This window comes from Devosia sp. 67-54, assembly GCF_001899075.1.
Classification (GTDB): Bacteria; Pseudomonadota; Alphaproteobacteria; order Rhizobiales; family Devosiaceae; genus Devosia_A.
In genome coordinates, this window is the sequence record NZ_MKVA01000005.1 from 1,036,040 (window position 1) to 1,051,366 (window position 15,327).

The following is a 15,327-nucleotide window of genomic DNA, read 5'->3' on the forward strand; positions in this document are numbered from 1 at the left end:
GTTCTTCCTGACCCTGGGCGTGATGTTCGCCGCCTATGCGTCGGTGCCGACGGGCTTCTGATTTCCTGACAATTTTCGGCATTAAGCACGCCGGGTAACCGTCGCGACGGTTGTCACGGGCGTTAACGCGCCCGCTGCTCTATGTCGGAAGCTCCAACCTGGAGTTTTGCGGCATGTCAGGTCAGAACGCGCGGCTTTCGTGGGTCGATACGGCCAAGGGAATCTCCATCATCCTCGTGGTGATGATGTATTCGGTGTTCAACGTCGGCCAGGATGCCGAGGGCATCGGCCTGTTCCACTACGTCATCGGCTTTGCCACCCCGTTCCGGATGCCGGAATTCTTCCTGATCTCGGGGCTGTTCCTCGACCAGGTGCTGTCGCGAACCTGGAAGGCGTATGCCGACCGGCGCGTGCTGCATTATTTCTACTTCTACGCCGTGTGGGCGGTGATCCACATCGTGCTCAAGATCGGCATCATGAGCGCGGCGCCCATCGAGGCGGCCAACGACGTGCTGTGGGCCATCGTCGAGCCCTATGGCGTGCTGTGGTTCATCTACCTGCTCGCCGCCTTCAGCGCCGTGACCAAGCTGTTCTACGACCTCAAGGCGCCGAAATGGGCGGTGTGGGCGTTCGGCGCCGCCTTCCAGATGGCGCACGTGCAGACCGGCAGCTACCTGGTCGACCAGTTCTGCGCCTATTTCGTCTATTTCTACTCGGGCTACATCTTTGCGCCGATGATCTTCCGGCTGGTCGACTGGGCCGCCGCCAACACACGGCTGGCGCTGCTCGGGCTCGCCGCCTATGCCGTGGTCAACGTCGTGCTGGTGTTCTCGCCCGGCTTCGAGGTGCTGCCCGGCGAAATCCAGCTCGGCTGGGGCGGCGTCCCGGGGGTGCGGCTGCTGCTCGCCATCGCCGGCGCCCTGGCGCTGTGCGTCACCGCCGGGCTGATCACCAACTTCAAGGCGGTCACCTGGTTGCGCTGGCTGGGCGAGCATTCGATCGTGGTCTACCTGGTGTTCGTGCTGCCGATGTCGTTCGCCCGCATCGGGCTCAGCAAGCTCGGCCTGATCCAGGACGTGACGCTGTCGAGCTTCCTGGTGATGGTGATTGCCATCGGCGCCTCGGTGGGGCTGTACCTGCTGGTACAGAAGACCGGCCGCGGCAAGTTCCTGTTCGAGCGCCCGGCCTGGGCGCATCTCAGCGGCGTCAAGGGCAGCCGGTCGTATCGCCCGGCGGCGGTGCCGGCGGAATAGGACGGGGCGTTGCGGTGGCGGTGTGTGCGCCGAGAGATCGCACCCCTCACCCGGCTTCTAGGCTCGCTTACGCTCGCCAAGGCGCCGACCTCTCCCCTGAAGGGGCGAGGTGAGGCTGACTGCCAGCAACGGTTTCGGTGGGATGACACCTTGGGTCGGGCTTGCCTTTTGGCGGTGGACGCAGCACTAGTCGGCCTATGAAATCAGCCGTCGTTGTCTTCCCCGGCCTCAACCGCGACCGCGACATGATCGCGGCGCTCGGCACGATTTCGGGCCGGGCGCCGGCTGTCGTCTGGCACAAGGAGACGGAGTTGCCGGATGTCGACCTGATCGTCATCCCGGGCGGCTTTTCCTATGGCGACTATCTGCGCGTCGGGGCCATCGCGGCGCGCTCGCCGATCATGGCGACGATCCGCGAGCGGGCGGCGAAGGGCGTGCACGTGCTGGGCGTGTGCAACGGCTTCCAGATCCTGACCGAGGCCGGGCTGGTGCCGGGGGTGCTGATGCGCAACGCCTCGCTACGCTTCGTCTGCCGCGAGGTGCGGCTGAGGGTCGAGACGGCCGATACCGCCTTCACCCGCGGCTATGCGCAAGGCCAGGTGATCACGACGCCGGTGGCGCATCACGACGGCAATTATTTCGCCGACGCCAATACGCTCAAGGCGATCGAGGACAACGGCCAGGTGGCGTTCCGCTATGCCGAGGGCACCAATCCGAACGGGTCGGTCAACGACATCGCCGGCGTGCTCAACCGCGAGCGCAACGTGCTCGGCCTGATGCCGCACCCCGAGAATCTGATCGAAAGCGCGCATGGCGGGCTCGACGGCCGGGCGCTGTTTGCGGGGCTGCTGCAGGTCGCGTGATTCCGGCTTGCTCCGGCCGGCCATTGACGGTTTGATCCGGCAGGATCAACAGCGGCCGAGGGCAAGGTGAAACAGACGCTGACCTGGGTTGGTTTCGTCGCCGGCGCCGCCGCCCTGATCCTGCAACTCGCCATCACGCTGCCAGCCCGCCTCGACAAGGGCGACAGCCTGGTGGGGGGGCTGGTGTTCTATTTCAGCTTCTTCACCATCCTCACCAATCTGGCGCTGGTGCTGATCTATGCTGCCGAGCTGTGGCCGCGCGCGCCGCTCGGCTGGTTCCGCCGGCCGGTGACGCAGGGCATGATGGCCGCGGCGATCACGCTGGTGATGGTGTTCTACCATCTGATCCTGGCCGAGACGTGGGACCCGCAAGGGCTGAGCCTCGTCTGCGACGTGGCGCTGCACTACGTGACGCCGCTGCTGTACCTTTTGTGGTGGGTGCTATGCAGCCGGCACGGGGCGCTGCGCTGGAGCGACATTCCAGCCATGCTGCTGCCGCCGACGATCTATCTGGCCTGGGCGATGGCGCGCGGCGCCGTGGTGGGCGAATATCCCTACCCCATCCTCGAGGCCAACCGCATCGGCTACATGCTGGTGGCGCTCAACGTGGTGCTGGTGCTGGTTGGCCTCACGGTGCTGTGCGCCCTCGCCATCGGGGCCGACGGGCTGCTGGCCCGGGCGCGGAGGCTGCCGTTGTGAGCCCGGGCGAACGCAATGTCTATGGCGAGCCGCTGGTGCCCTGCTCGATGGACCCGCTCACCGGCTTCTTCCGGTCCGGCTATTGCGCCGCCGGCCCCGACGGCGGGGCGCGGCACCTCGTCTGCTGCGAGATGAGCGCGGCGTTCCTCGCCTTCAGCAAGACGGTCGGCAACGACCTCAGCACGCCGCGCCCGGAGATGGCCTTTCCCGGCCTCAAGCCGGGCGACCGCTGGTGCCTGGTGGCGCCGCGCTGGGTGGAGGCGCATGCCGCCGGGGTGGCGCCGCGCGTGGCGCTGCTCTCGACGCACGAAGGCGCGCTCGACTACACCGACCTCGCCACGCTCAAGGCGTATGCACTGGATCTGAGCTGAGCACGGAGGCCCCCATGGCGCGCATCGTCGGCTACATCGCCAGCAGCCTCGACGGCTTCATCGCCGGCCACAACGACAGCCTGGACTGGCTGACGCCGAAATATGACGAGCTGCTCGGCCCCGACTACCAGCGGCATTATGCCGAGTTCATCGGCCGCATCCGCACCACGGTGATGGGGCGCGCCACCTACGAGTGGTCGGCGGCGCACGGGTCGCCCTCGCCCTACCCCGACAAGCGCACCATCGTCGTCACCTCGAAGCGGCTCGCCGGGGCGCCGGCCGACATCGAAATCTGGCGCGAGGGCGTCGACGCGCTGGCGGCGCACCTGCGCAGCCTCGACGACGGCGACGTCTGGATGGTCGGCGGCGGACGCCTGCAGATGGCATTCCTCGAGCGGGGGGCGCTCGACGAGATCGAAATCTTCGTGATCCCCGAGATCATCGGCGGCAGAACCCCGCTGTTTCCGGCCACCGGCCTGCGCCGGACGCCGCGCCTGATCTCGGCGCAAACCCTGGCGGCCGGCTGCGTGCGGCTGCACTATGGCTTCGATTGAGGCCGGATAAGCGGGCGCGTCCCCTGTTCGCTCGCGGAGAGCTGGGCTAAGAGGGCCGCATCGCGCTCTCCCCGCTGGCGGTGCCATGACATTCGACAATCATCGCGAGATCACGCCGGACCTGGTCGCCGACCACGGCCTCAAGCCCGACGAATACCAGAAGATTCTGGGCCTGATCGGGCGCACACCGACCTACACCGAGCTCGGCATCTTCTCGGCGATGTGGAACGAGCACTGCTCGTACAAATCTTCGAAGAAATGGCTGCGCACCCTGCCGACGACGGGCGAGCGGGTGATCCAGGGGCCGGGCGAGAACGCCGGGGTGGTCGACATCGGCGACGGCCAGGCGATCGTGTTCAAGATGGAGTCGCACAACCATCCCTCGTTCATCGAACCGTATCAGGGGGCGGCGACGGGCGTGGGCGGCATCCTGCGCGACGTGTTCACCATGGGGGCGCGGCCGGTGGCGGCGATGAATGCGCTGCGCTTCGGCGCGCCGGAGCACGACAAGACCCGGCATCTGGTGTCGGGCGTGGTGGCGGGGGTCGGCGGGTACGGCAATTCGTTCGGCGTGCCGGTGGTGGGCGGCGAGGTGGAGTTCGACGCGCGCTACAACGGCAACATCCTGGTCAACGCCTTCGCGGCGGGCCTCGTCGACACCGACAAGATCTTTTACTCGAAGGCCGAAGGGGTCGGGCTGCCGGTGGTCTATCTCGGGGCCAAGACCGGGCGCGACGGCGTCGGCGGCGCCACCATGGCCTCGGCGGAATTCGGCGACGACATCGAGCAGAAGCGCCCGACGGTGCAGGTGGGCGACCCGTTCACCGAAAAGCGGCTGCTGGAAGCCTGCCTCGAACTGATGGCGACCGGCGCGGTGATCGCCATCCAGGACATGGGGGCGGCCGGCCTCACCTGCTCGGCGGTGGAGATGGGCGCCAAGGGCGACCTCGGCATCGCGCTCGATCTCGACCGGGTGCCGGTGCGCGAAGCCGAAATGACGCCCTACGAGATGATGCTGAGCGAGAGCCAGGAGCGCATGCTCATGGTGCTGCATCCGGAGAAGGAAGCCGAAGCGCGCGCCGTGTTCGAGAAATGGGAGCTCGATTTCGCCACCGTGGGCATCACCACCGACGACCTCCGCTTCCGGGTGACGTGGCGGGGCGAGGAGGTCGCGAACCTGCCGATCAAGGAGCTGGGCGACGAAGCGCCGGAATACGACCGGCCGTGGACGCAGCCGACGGTGGTGGCGCCGCTCGCCGAGAACGATATTCCACAGATGGAGGTGGCCGAGGCGCTGCTCAAGCTGGTCGGAGGCCCTGCCCTCAGCTCGCGCCGCTGGGTGTACGAGCAGTACGACACCTGGATCCAGGGCAATTCGCTGCAGCGGCCGGGGGGCGATGCGGGGGTGATCCGCGTCGATGGACCAAACCCGCACAAGGGCCTCGCCTTCACCTCGGACGTGACGCCGCGCTATTGCGAGGCCGATCCGTACGAAGGCGGCAAGCAGGCGGTGGCCGAGGCGTGGCGCAACCTCACCGCGGTGGGCGCCGAGCCGCTGGCGGCGACCGACAACCTCAATTTCGGCAATCCCGAGCGACCCGAGATCATGGGGCAATTGGTCGAGGCGGTGCGCGGCATCGGCGATGCCTGCCGGGCGCTCGGCTTCCCCATCGTTTCGGGCAATGTGTCGCTCTACAACGAGACCAACGGCCAGGGCATCCTGCCGACGCCGACCATCGGCGGCGTGGGGCTGATCGACGATTGGCGCCGGTCGGCGCGCATCGGCTTTGCCGGCGAGGGAGAGTGCATCCTGCTGGTCGGGGCGCCCGACTGGTGGGGCACGCATCTGGCGCAGTCGATCTACATGCGCGACCTGTTCGGCCGCACCGACGGGCCGCCGCCGCCGGTCGACCTGGCGATGGAAAAGAAGGCCGGCGACCTGGTGCGGCTTTTGATCCGCGACGGCCACGCCAGCGCCGTGCACGACCTGTCCGACGGCGGGCTGGCGGTGGGGCTGGCGGAGATGGCGATGGCCTCGGGCATCGGCGCCGTGGTCAACCAGCTCGAGGGGGGCGACCCGATCCCGCAATTCTTCGGCGAGGACCAGGGGCGCTATCTGGTGACGCTCAAGCGCGATTTCGTCGACACATTCTACGACGAGATCTACCCCTATGCCGGGGTGTTCGCGCCGTGGATCGGCAATACCGGCGGCACCGAACTGGTGCTGGGCAAGGCGCGGCCGATCGCGGTCACCGACCTCAGGAGCGCGCACGAAAGCTGGTTCCCGACCTATATGGCCGGCGAGATCGCGGCGTAGGCGTTCAACTCAGGCGGTCGTGCCGGCGGCCGTGCTCGGCGCGCCAGACATAGACGATGAGGGCCAGTGTCGACGCCGCGAAGGCGACGAGGATGGCGACGTCGGTGAAATCGAGCAGCGGCTGCATCCACATCGTAAGGTCACGCCGCGTGGGCGTGCTCCCTGGTGCGGGCGCGGGAGCGACGGCGGGCTGCCGCCTGGGCGGCCTTGCGCTCGGCGGCGATGCCCGCCACCACCATGGCGATATCGGCCTCGAGCCCGGCGAGCACGGCGTCCAGCGGCTTCTTCTTGCGAGAAACGGACTTCATCATACGCATCCCTCAAAACGACTTGTCGGCAACGCCGGGATGAAAGACCTGCGCAGTCCTCGAGGCAAACGATTGTCGCGAGCACAGTAAAATCGTGAGGTTAATTGCCGTGGCCGGCGCGTTGTCGCTGCCGGTCGGCCATGCCATATCTGCAGGCAGATCAGCGGCGGAGGTTCCCATGCCCATGACGGCATCCGAAATCGAAAAACGCATCAAGGCCGCCCTGCCCGATGCGCGGATCGAGCTGCGCGACCTCGCCGGCGACGACAACCATTGGGCGGCGACGATCGTCTCCGAACAGTTCCGCGGCAAATCGCGGGTGCAGCAGCACCAGATGGTCAACGCCGCGTTCGGCGCGGACATGGGCACGGTGCTGCATTCGCTGGCCATCCAGACCTCGGCGCCGGCGAGCGGCGACGCCGCGCAGGTGAAGACGGGCGGCAACTAGGCGCGTGCGATGCTCGCGCGGGGCGGGCCCCTCCAGTGGGTGGGGCAAGGCCCCCTCATCCGTCTCGGTCCTACGGGCCGATCCACCTTCTCCCCCTTGGGGAGAAGGGAGTCCCGACTGCGGGAACCCCGACTGCTGCGCCCGCGCTTCATCGTCACATCCCGATGAACGGCTCGACAGATGGGCAAACTGGGCCTATCTAGTCGGCAAATTCCGGTCTCCCCGGCGGCGAAAGGCAGAGTCATGAGCGATATCAACGCCCGCATCGACGAGCAGGTGAAGTCCAACGACGTGTTCCTCTACATGAAGGGCACGCCGGACTTTCCGATGTGCGGCTTTTCCGGCCGCGTGGTGCAGATTCTCGACTATCTCGGGGTCGACTACAAATCGGCCAATGTGCTCGAGGACCAGGAGCTGCGCGAGGGCATCAAGGCCTACACCAACTGGCCGACCATCCCGCAGCTCTACGTCAAGGGCGAGTTCGTCGGCGGCGCCGACATCGTGACCGAGATGTTCCAGGCCGGCGAATTGCAGGCGCACCTCACGGACAAGGGCATCGCGGTCAAGCAGACCGCCTGACGCCTGCGCCGTCTCTCGCAAATCCCCGGCCCCGCGGCCGGGGATTTCGTTTTTGCGCATGAGCGGCGATGATGGGTGCCATCACAACATGTCGTTTCGGGCTGTTCCGAACCTCGGCTAGAGTTTGCCCATGAGCCTTGCCGTCTCCGCACCTGCCGCCCGCTCCGCCGCCGTGCCGCTGATCCTCGTGGTCGTCGCCGGCTGCGTGATCGCGGCGATCACCAACGGCATCCGCACCAGCTTCGGGCTGTTCACCCTGCCGGCCACCGCCGAGCTCGGGCTGAGCCGCGAGGCGTGGGGCATGGCGATGGCGATCCAGAACCTGGTGTGGGGCATCGTGCAGCCGTTCGCCGGCGCCATCGCCGACAAGCGCGGCACGGCGCGGGTGATCGTCGCCGGGCTGGTGATCTATGCCGCGGGGCTGGTGCTGATGGTGGTGTCGCCGAGCGCGCTGCTGCTGAACCTGACCGCGGGCATCCTGTGCGGCGTCGGCATTTCGGCCTCGTCGTTCTCGATCGTGATGATCGCCTTCGGCCGCAACGTGCCGCAGGAGAAGCGGCCGCTGATCTTCGGGGTCGCCACCGCCGCCTCGTCGTTCGGCCAGTTCATCTTCGCGCCGATCGGCCAGGGCTTCATTTCGGCCTTCGGCTGGCAGAGCGCGCTGGTCTACCTGGCGCTGTTCCTCGCCATCGCGCTGGCGCTCGCCTTCGCGCTGCGCGGCAAGACCGAGCAGGCGTCGGGCGCCGCCGATTTGCCGTTCATGCAGGCGCTGTCGCGGGCCTGGGGCTTCGGCTCGTACCGGCTGCTGGTGATCGGGTTCTTCGTGTGCGGCTTCCACCTGGCGTTCATCAACGTCCACATGCCGGCCTATCTGGTGCAATGCGGGCTGAGCCCGGAGGTGGGCGGCTGGTCGATCGCCATCATCGGGCTGTTCAACATCGCCGGCTCGCTGGCCTCAGGGTATCTGGGCGGCAAGCTGCCCAAGCAATTGCTGCTGGCCTCGATCTATTTCCTCAGGGCGCTGGCCATCGCCGGCTTCGTGTTCTTCCCGGTGACGCCGCTGACGGCGTACCTGTTCTCGGCCGCCATCGGTTTTCTGTGGCTGTCGACGGTGCCGCTGACGGCGGGGCTGGTGACGCTGTTCTTCGGGCCGCGCTACATGGGGATGCTGTACGGCGTCGCCTTCCTCAGCCACCAGATCGGCTCGTTCGTCGGGGTGTGGCTGGGCGGTTATGTCTACGACACCACCGGCTCGTACAGCCTGGTGTGGTACCTCGGCATCCTGCTGGGGCTCGGCTCGGCGGCGATCAATTTGCCGATCCGGGAGATTGCGGACCGCAAATTTCACGCGGTTGCCGCCTAAGTTCTTAAACGTCCTGGCATCCCGAGCTTGCAAAGGCGGGACGGCAGGTTCATGGTCCGACCCTCTCGGGTCGCCTCCTCCTCGCCCGATGGATATCACATGGCAGAGCAGTCCCACCTCAACCGGGTCCTTTCCCGGCCGGAATTCATTGGCCTTGTTGCGGCGCTGATGGCGCTCAACGCGCTGGCGATCGACGTCATGCTGCCGGCCCTGCCCTATATGGGCGACGCGCTGGGGGTATCGAACGAGAACGAGCGGCAGCTCGTGGTGTCGGCCTACATGATCGGGTTCGGCGCGGCGCAGCTCGCCTTCGGGCCGATCACCGACCGCTTCGGCCGGCGGGCGCCGCTGTTCGTGGGCATGGCGCTCTACGTGCTGTGCGCGTTCCTTGCAACGTTCGCGCCGACCTTCGCCATCCTGCTCGCCCTGCGCTTCTGCCAGGGGCTGGGGGCGGCGGCGACGCGCGTCATCGCCATTTCGGTGATCCGCGACCGCTATTCGGGGCGCGAGATGGCCTCGGTGATGTCGCTGGCCTTCATGGTGTTCATGGCGATCCCGATCATCGCCCCGGGCATCGGCCAGGTGATCCTGCTGTTCGGCAGCTGGCACTACATCTTCCTCTTGATGGCGGGGCTCGCCACGGTGTTCGGCATCTGGGCCTGGCTGCGCCTGCCCGAAACGCTGCACCCCGAATATCGCCGCGAGCTCAAGCTGTCGGTGATCGGCGCGGGATTCCGCGTCGTGTTCACCAATCGCGTGGCGTTCTTCTACGGCCTCGCCGGCATGCTGTTCTTTTCGGCGATGTTCGGCTTCATCATCTGCACGCAGCAGATCTTCGTGGGCATCTACGGGCTCGGAACGCTGTTCCCGGTGGCCTTCGCCAGCGTGGCGCTGCTGATGGCGCTGGCCAATTTCCTCAATTCGGTGGTGGTGAAGCGCTTCGGCATGCGCCGCATCAGCCACCTCGCGACGCTGATCTACGTCGCCTGCGGCGTGGCGATGCTGGTGCTGGCGCTGCTCGGGCCGGTCAATTTCTGGGTGTATTACGCGCTGCTGATGGTGCTGCAGTTCGTGTTCGCCTGGGCGACGTCGAACATGAATTCGCTGAGCATGGAGCCGCTCGGCGCGGTCGCCGGAACCGCCGCGGCGGTGTTCGGCTTCATGCAGACGGTGGGCGGCGCGCTGATCGGCACCTTCATCGGCCAGCAGTTCAACGGCACGCTGATCCCCAATTCGCTGGCCTATGTGGTGATGGGCGTGCTGGTGCTGGGCTGCGTGCTGATCGCCGAAAAGGGCCGGCTGTTCGGCGTCGGCGTCGAGTACCAGGCGCCGCCGGCGACGGCGATGGCGGAGTAGCGCGGACGCATCCGCCGGCCGGTGCTGGTGGCCCCACCCCAGCGGGGCCCGACTGCGATATCGGTGGCGGCGACCTGCGGTCAGGTCTTGAGGCCGACGAGCACGGTCCAGCCCAGCATCGGGCGGATGGTGCGCAAATAGTAGTCCCAGCCGGCGCGGCTCTTGTCGAGCACCTCGTCGTGGTCGGGATGGTCCGGGTGCTCCCTGGCCCAGCGCAGCGTGGCGTGCCGGTGGTGGCTGGCGTAGCGCTCGAAATCGGCGTCGGAGGCCGAGATCATCGCCGACACGTCGGCGCCGTGGCGCTGCACCACGCCCAGGGATTCGATGGCGTCGAGCGGCAGGTGCTGGTGGGTGTTGACGGCCGGCCGGTGCTTCAGCGTCAGGTCGCCGACCACCACGGCGCCGCCGGGCCGGGTCGCGGCGACCATCCACTCCACCGCCTGCACGAAGCCGCCGAGGGCGAAGGTGGCGCCGAGGCAGAGCACCACGTCATAGCTATCGGGCTCGGGGACGAAATCCTCCGCCGGGCCCTCGACATAGTCGATGCGGCCGCGCGCCGGCTGCCGGCGGCGGGCGAAGTCGATGAACGCCGGATTGAGCTCGAGCCCGGTGCCGTCGATGGCGTGGCGATCGGCCCATTGCCGCATCAGCCAGGCCTTGCCGCAGCCCACGTCGAGGACGCGCAGGCCGTCGCGGATGTCGCAATAATCGTCGAGCAGCCGGAGCTTGCGGTCGGTCACCGGGTTCTGGATTTCGATGTCGGCCTCGGCGATGGCCCAATAGTCCTTGAGATCCACGGCGCTCCTCCGCCCTGCATGGCTCTGCCGAGCCTATACCGTGAACACCTCGCGACGCAAAAGGCTCCAGCTGTCCTGGTCGGTGGCGAGCAGCAGGCCGCCACCGAGATCGCTCGGGCGGTAGGCGGAGCCGTCGAATTTGCGCACACAGGCCCCCGCCTCCACCGAGATCAGCGTTCCAGGCAGATGGTCCCACGGCATCAGCTTGTTGAACATCACGGCGTGGCAGTGGCCGCTGGCGAAGGTGCGGTAGTCGTGGCCGGCGACGCGATAGTTGGCCGAGATCGCCAGCTTGGCGAGATTGCCCAGCACCTGCACCTTCGCGTGCGGCGGCAGGAAGCCGATCGAGACATGCGCCACCATCTGGGCCAGCGGCACCGGCTCGGCCACCCTGAGGCGCCGCGTCTCGCCGTCGGGGCGGCGCAGGAAGGCGCCGGCGCCGCGCTCGGCCAGCACCCAGTCGTCGCCCATCGGATCGTAGATGATGCCCGCGACGGTTTCGCCCCGGGCGACGACTGCGGCCATGACCGCATAGAGCGGCAGCCCGGCGGCGAAATTGGCGGTGCCGTCGACGGGATCGAGCGTCACCGCCAGATCGGCGCCGGCGAGCCGCTGCAGCACGCCGGGGTCGGCGGAGACTGCCTCCTCGCCGATCACCACCGCCTGAGGCCAGCGCCGGTTGAGCACGGCGGTGATGCGCTTTTCGGCCTCGGTGTCGGCTTCGGTGACGAGATCGGTCGGGCTGCTCTTGGTGTGCACCGTCTCCGGGTCCAGCCGGCGGAAGCGCGGCAGGATTTCCGCCCTGGCCGCATCGCGCAGGATGTCGGCAAGCTCGATGACGTCGATCTCAGGCATGTGGAACGGTCTTTCAGATGTCAGGCAAGCGGGCGGAGGCCGAGGAAGTCGAACAGCTTGGGATCGAGCATGTGGCTGGGGCGGATGTTGCCGAGGGCGCGGATCATCACGTCCTTGCGGCCGGGCATCCTGCGCTCGATGTCGTCGAGCATCGCCTTCATGGCGTTGCGCTCCAGCCCCTCCTGGCTGCCGCAGAGATCGCAGGGGATGATCGGGAAGGCCATGTGCTCGGCGAAGCGCGCGAGGTCGGGCTCGGCGCAGTAGATTAGCGGCCGCAGCACCTCGACGTCGCCCTCGTCGTTGAGCAGTCTCGGCGGCATGGCGGCGAGCTTGCCGCCGTGGAAGAGGTTCATGAAGAAGGTTTCGAGGCTGTCCTCGCGGTGGTGGCCGAGGACCAGCGCCGAGCAGCCCTCCTCGCGCGCGATGCGGTAGAGATGGCCGCGCCTGAGCCGCGAGCAGAGCGAGCAATAGGTGGCGCCCTCGGGCAGCTTGTCGGTGACGATGGAGTAGGTGTCCTGATACTCGATGCGGTGGCGAATGCCGTTGGCCTCGAGGAAGCCGGGCAGGATGTGCCTGGGGAAGTTCGGCTGCCCCTGGTCGAGGTTGCAGGCGATGAGCTCGACCGGCAGCAGACCGCGCCATTTGAGGTCGAGCAGGATGGCGAGGAGGCCGTAACTGTCCTTACCGCCCGACAGCGCCACCAGCCAGCGCTCGCCGGGCCGGACCATGGCGAATTTGTCGATCGCCTCGCGGGTGAGGCGGACGAGGCGCTTCCTGAGTTTGTTGAACTCGACCGAGCGCGGCGCGGCGCGGAACATCGGATGGGCGCCGGCGGCGTCCTCGGCGCTCTCTTCGATGCGGTCGGCGCTGACGATCTCGTTCATGGCGGTGTCCTACGCCGCAGGCCCCGAGATAACAATGCGTTTAGGTGGATTACATCGGGGTAAGGCCATGCCAATTCCTTGCTCCGGCCCGTTTCTTCCAGTTACATAACAGAACCTTAGCGCCCGAGGAGAGCTGCTTCCCGTGTTCCGCTCGTTCTTCCCCTCGCCGGTCAATTTCTTCATCTCCGCGGTCGCCTGGACCGCCGTGGCGATGACGCTCTGGTTCACAGCCGGACCGGCGCTGGAGCCGTATCTGAGCCTCGGGCCATGGCTGGCGGTGCATCCGACGCCGGGCGCCGCCGAACCGTTCTTCGACGCGCACCGGGTGTGGCTGTACGAATACGTGATCCTCGCCGGCTATCTGTTCTGCGTGCCCTGGGCGATCTTCAACGACAACCGGCGCTGGTACTGGTGGAGCGTGGTCGGCTCGGTGACGATCTTCGAGGTGATCTACTTCAACGTGCAGGTGAGCGCCTGGCTGAACGACTGGTACGGCTCGTTCTACGACCTGATCCAGAGCGCCCTGGCCAAGCCCAATTCGGTCAGCATCGACCAGTATCTGGGGCAGATCGCGACCGTGGCCATCGTGTTCGCGGTCAACATCTTCGTGCTGGTGCTCAACGCCTTCCTCAACGCGCATTACCTGTTCCGCTGGCGGCGGGCGATGACGTTCTACTACATGGCCAACTGGCCGCAGGTGCGCACCATCGAGGGTGCGGCGCAGCGCGTGCAGGAAGACACGCAGAACTTCTCGCAGATCGTCGAGGGCATCGGGCTCAACATCATCTCGTCGTTCATGACGCTGATCGTGTTCCTGCCGATCCTGTGGGGGCTGTCGAGCCACATCGTCGATTTGCCGTTCTTCGGCCACGTCGAGGGGAGCCTGGTGTGGCTGGCGCTGTTCCAGGCGGTGTTCGGCACGGTGCTGTTCGCGGTGGCGGGCGTCCGCCTGCCCGGCCTCAACTTCGCCAACCAGCGGGTCGAGGCGGCCTACCGCAAGGAACTGGTCTATGGCGAGGACGAGGCGGGCCGGGCGCAGCCGGTGACGGTGCGCGAGCTGTTCAAGAACGTGCAGCGCAACTATTTCCGCATCTATTTCCACTACACCTATTTCAACGTCTTCCGGTACGCCTTCATCAACGCCAGCCAGTTCTTCCCGTACCTGGCGATGGGACCGACGATCGTCGCCGGCGCCATCACCTTCGGCATCTTCAACCAGGTGCTGAACGCCTTCGGGCAGGTGGCGGATTCGTTCAGCTTCCTGATGAATTCGTGGACGACGATCATCAATCTGATCTCGATCTACCAGCGCCTGCGCGGCTTCGAGCGGCAGATCCCGCTGAGCTCCAAGATCTTCGCCAACGACTACAACGACCCGCGCTACCTGGCGACGGCCTCCGTGCCGGCGGGGGCGGCACCGCAGGTGATGCCGGAGTAGGCTCAGTCGTCGTGGAAGACTTGGCCAGGAAGCGTCGGTAGCCAGGGCAGCGCAGAGCGGAAGAAATACTGGCGCTTCGGCGCCAGACTGGCGCGCTGGGCCAACGCACCGACCCTGAGCCCGAGCTTCCTCGACCCCGCCGGCTCGTCGCTGGTGGCCCAGAGCGGGGAGCCGCAGTCACGGCAAAAGGCCTGCTGTCGCCGCTTGCCGCTGTCGGCCACCTTGATGTAAATGCGCGGCTCGCCGCGCAGCAGCCGGAAATCCTGTTCGGCGCAGGGCGCTGTCACCCGGAACGCCGTGCCCGAAAGCTGCTGGCAATCGGTACAGTGGCAGATGCGGACGCGGTCAGGATCGATCTCCGCCGCGAAGGCGATGGCGCCGCAATGGCATTGGCCGTCTACGTGCATGATTTCTCCCGGCTTTCCGAAGCCAAGGCTAGCACCAAAGCAAAGGGGCCGCAGGTGGCGTCGGAGCAGGAACCCGAAAAAACAGAGGTTCCCGCTTTCGCGGGAATGACCCGGTGGATGGGGGAGCCCTCACAAACAAAAAGGCCGCCCTGAGGGCGGCCTTTGAATTTCGGAGCAGAACGCGGTCAGCGCGAGTAGAACTCGACCACCAGGTTCGGTTCCATCTGCACCGGGTACGGCACGTCGGCCAGGGCCGGGACGCGGACGTAGGTGGCGACCTGCTTGCCGTGGTCGACTTCCACATATTCCGGCACGTCGCGCTCGGCGAGCTGGTTGGCTTCGAGCACGATGCCGAGCTGCTTGGATTTCTCCTTCACCTCGACCTTGTCGCCCGGCTTGACCTGGTAGGACGGGATGTTGACGCGCTTGCCGTTGACCAGGATGTGGCCGTGGCTGACGAACTGGCGGGCGGCGAACACGGTCGGCACGAATTTGGCGCGGTAGACGATGGCGTCGAGACGGCTCTCGAGCAGGCCGATCAGGCGCTCGCCGGTGTCGCCCTTGATACGCGCGGCCTCGACATAGAGCTTGTGGAAGGCTTTTTCGGTGATCGAGCCGTAATAGCCCTTGAGCTTCTGCTTGGCGCGCAGCTGCAGGCCGTAGTCCGAGGTCTTGCCCTTGCGGCGCTGGCCGTGCTGGCCGGGGCCGTAGGCGCGGGCGTTGAGCGGCGAGGCCGGACGGCCCCACAGGTTCTCGCCCAGACGGCGGTCGATCTTGTGCTTGGCTTCAATGCGCTTCGACATCGTAATCCTTTCATGGAACGTCGAAAGAGATT

18 protein-coding genes are annotated in these 15,327 nt (G+C 66.8%); 11 read left to right on the forward strand and 7 right to left on the reverse strand.

Annotation, left to right across the window (positions count from 1 at the left end):
• The first annotated feature begins 173 nt into the window (after nt 1–173).
• From BGO82_RS10390 to purL, 6 genes are all read left to right on the forward strand, one after another.
• The gene (locus BGO82_RS10390) at nt 174–1,253 is read left to right on the forward strand and encodes an acyltransferase family protein (protein WP_291305480.1); all 1,080 of its coding nucleotides are present in this window, start codon (nt 174–176) and stop codon (nt 1,251–1,253) included.
• Between the two features lie 197 nt (nt 1,254–1,450).
• Nucleotides 1,451–2,116 (forward strand): phosphoribosylformylglycinamidine synthase subunit PurQ, encoded by a 666-nt coding sequence (gene purQ, locus BGO82_RS10395; RefSeq protein WP_291305481.1) that lies wholly within the window; start codon nt 1,451–1,453, stop codon nt 2,114–2,116.
• Nucleotides 2,117–2,182: 66 nt separating this feature from the next.
• A complete protein-coding gene (locus BGO82_RS10400) occupies nt 2,183–2,815 on the forward strand; it encodes a Pr6Pr family membrane protein (protein ID WP_291305482.1) in 633 nt (210 codons plus the stop codon).
• On the forward strand, nt 2,812–3,186 hold the full coding sequence (locus BGO82_RS10405) for a DUF2237 domain-containing protein (protein ID WP_291305483.1): 375 nt from the start codon (nt 2,812–2,814) through the stop codon (nt 3,184–3,186). The genes BGO82_RS10400 and BGO82_RS10405 overlap by 4 nt, the downstream gene beginning before the upstream one ends.
• A 14-nt stretch (nt 3,187–3,200) precedes the next feature.
• Nucleotides 3,201–3,740 carry a dihydrofolate reductase family protein gene (locus tag BGO82_RS10410; protein ID WP_291305484.1) on the forward strand — a complete coding sequence of 180 codons (540 nt, stop codon included), beginning with the start codon at nt 3,201–3,203 and terminating at the stop codon, nt 3,738–3,740.
• Between the two features lie 85 nt (nt 3,741–3,825).
• Entirely contained in the window at nt 3,826–6,057 is a 2,232-nt protein-coding gene (gene purL, locus BGO82_RS10415; protein WP_291305485.1) for a phosphoribosylformylglycinamidine synthase subunit PurL, read from the forward strand.
• A gap of 4 nt (nt 6,058–6,061) precedes the next feature.
• Here the strand turns inward: purL and BGO82_RS10420 are convergent, their stop codons facing one another.
• Together BGO82_RS10420 and BGO82_RS10425 are read right to left on the reverse strand one after the other, a co-directional pair.
• A complete protein-coding gene (locus tag BGO82_RS10420; RefSeq protein WP_291305486.1) occupies nt 6,062–6,184 on the reverse strand; it encodes a hypothetical protein in 123 nt (40 codons plus the stop codon).
• A 13-nt stretch (nt 6,185–6,197) separates the two neighbouring features.
• Nucleotides 6,198–6,365, reverse strand: coding sequence for a hypothetical protein (locus BGO82_RS10425; RefSeq protein ID WP_291305487.1), 168 nt, complete (start codon nt 6,363–6,365; stop codon nt 6,198–6,200).
• 178 nt (nt 6,366–6,543) lie between these two features.
• On the opposite strand from BGO82_RS10425, the gene BGO82_RS10430 reads away from it, so the two are divergent.
• The 4 genes from BGO82_RS10430 to BGO82_RS10445 all read left to right on the forward strand — a co-directional run bounded on the left by BGO82_RS10430 (nt 6,544) and on the right by BGO82_RS10445 (nt 10,111).
• The gene (locus BGO82_RS10430) at nt 6,544–6,813 is read left to right on the forward strand and encodes a BolA family transcriptional regulator (protein WP_291305488.1); all 270 of its coding nucleotides are present in this window, start codon (nt 6,544–6,546) and stop codon (nt 6,811–6,813) included.
• A 243-nt stretch (nt 6,814–7,056) separates the two neighbouring features.
• Nucleotides 7,057–7,392, forward strand: coding sequence for a Grx4 family monothiol glutaredoxin (grxD, locus tag BGO82_RS10435; RefSeq protein ID WP_291305489.1), 336 nt, complete (start codon nt 7,057–7,059; stop codon nt 7,390–7,392).
• A 130-nt stretch (nt 7,393–7,522) separates the two neighbouring features.
• Nucleotides 7,523–8,755, forward strand: coding sequence for an MFS transporter (locus BGO82_RS10440; protein ID WP_291305490.1), 1,233 nt, complete (start codon nt 7,523–7,525; stop codon nt 8,753–8,755).
• Nucleotides 8,756–8,854: 99 nt separating this feature from the next.
• The gene (locus BGO82_RS10445) at nt 8,855–10,111 is read left to right on the forward strand and encodes a multidrug effflux MFS transporter (RefSeq protein WP_291305491.1); all 1,257 of its coding nucleotides are present in this window, start codon (nt 8,855–8,857) and stop codon (nt 10,109–10,111) included.
• Nucleotides 10,112–10,191: 80 nt separating this feature from the next.
• Here the strand turns inward: BGO82_RS10445 and BGO82_RS10450 are convergent, their stop codons facing one another.
• The 3 genes from BGO82_RS10450 to ttcA are packed head-to-tail and all read right to left on the reverse strand — an operon-like array spanning nt 10,192 to nt 12,647.
• Nucleotides 10,192–10,908 carry a class I SAM-dependent methyltransferase gene (locus BGO82_RS10450; RefSeq protein WP_291305492.1) on the reverse strand — a complete coding sequence of 239 codons (717 nt, stop codon included), beginning with the start codon at nt 10,906–10,908 and terminating at the stop codon, nt 10,192–10,194.
• Nucleotides 10,909–10,941: 33 nt separating this feature from the next.
• Entirely contained in the window at nt 10,942–11,763 is an 822-nt protein-coding gene (locus BGO82_RS10455; protein WP_291305493.1) for an inositol monophosphatase family protein, read from the reverse strand.
• 20 nt (nt 11,764–11,783) lie between these two features.
• The gene (ttcA, locus tag BGO82_RS10460; RefSeq protein ID WP_291305494.1) at nt 11,784–12,647 is read right to left on the reverse strand and encodes a tRNA 2-thiocytidine(32) synthetase TtcA; all 864 of its coding nucleotides are present in this window, start codon (nt 12,645–12,647) and stop codon (nt 11,784–11,786) included.
• Nucleotides 12,648–12,789: 142 nt separating this feature from the next.
• Between ttcA and sbmA the strand changes: the two genes are divergently transcribed.
• Nucleotides 12,790–14,085, forward strand: coding sequence for a peptide antibiotic transporter SbmA (gene sbmA / locus BGO82_RS10465; RefSeq protein ID WP_291305495.1), 1,296 nt, complete (start codon nt 12,790–12,792; stop codon nt 14,083–14,085).
• A gap of 2 nt (nt 14,086–14,087) precedes the next feature.
• On the opposite strand, the gene BGO82_RS10470 is transcribed toward sbmA, so the two are convergent.
• The gene (locus BGO82_RS10470) at nt 14,088–14,492 is read right to left on the reverse strand and encodes a GFA family protein (RefSeq protein ID WP_291305496.1); all 405 of its coding nucleotides are present in this window, start codon (nt 14,490–14,492) and stop codon (nt 14,088–14,090) included.
• Between the two features lie 185 nt (nt 14,493–14,677).
• Complete coding sequence (gene rpsD / locus BGO82_RS10475; RefSeq protein ID WP_291305497.1) at nt 14,678–15,295, reverse strand: 30S ribosomal protein S4; 618 nt, start codon at nt 15,293–15,295, stop codon at nt 14,678–14,680.
• Between the last annotated feature and the right edge of the window lie 32 nt (nt 15,296–15,327).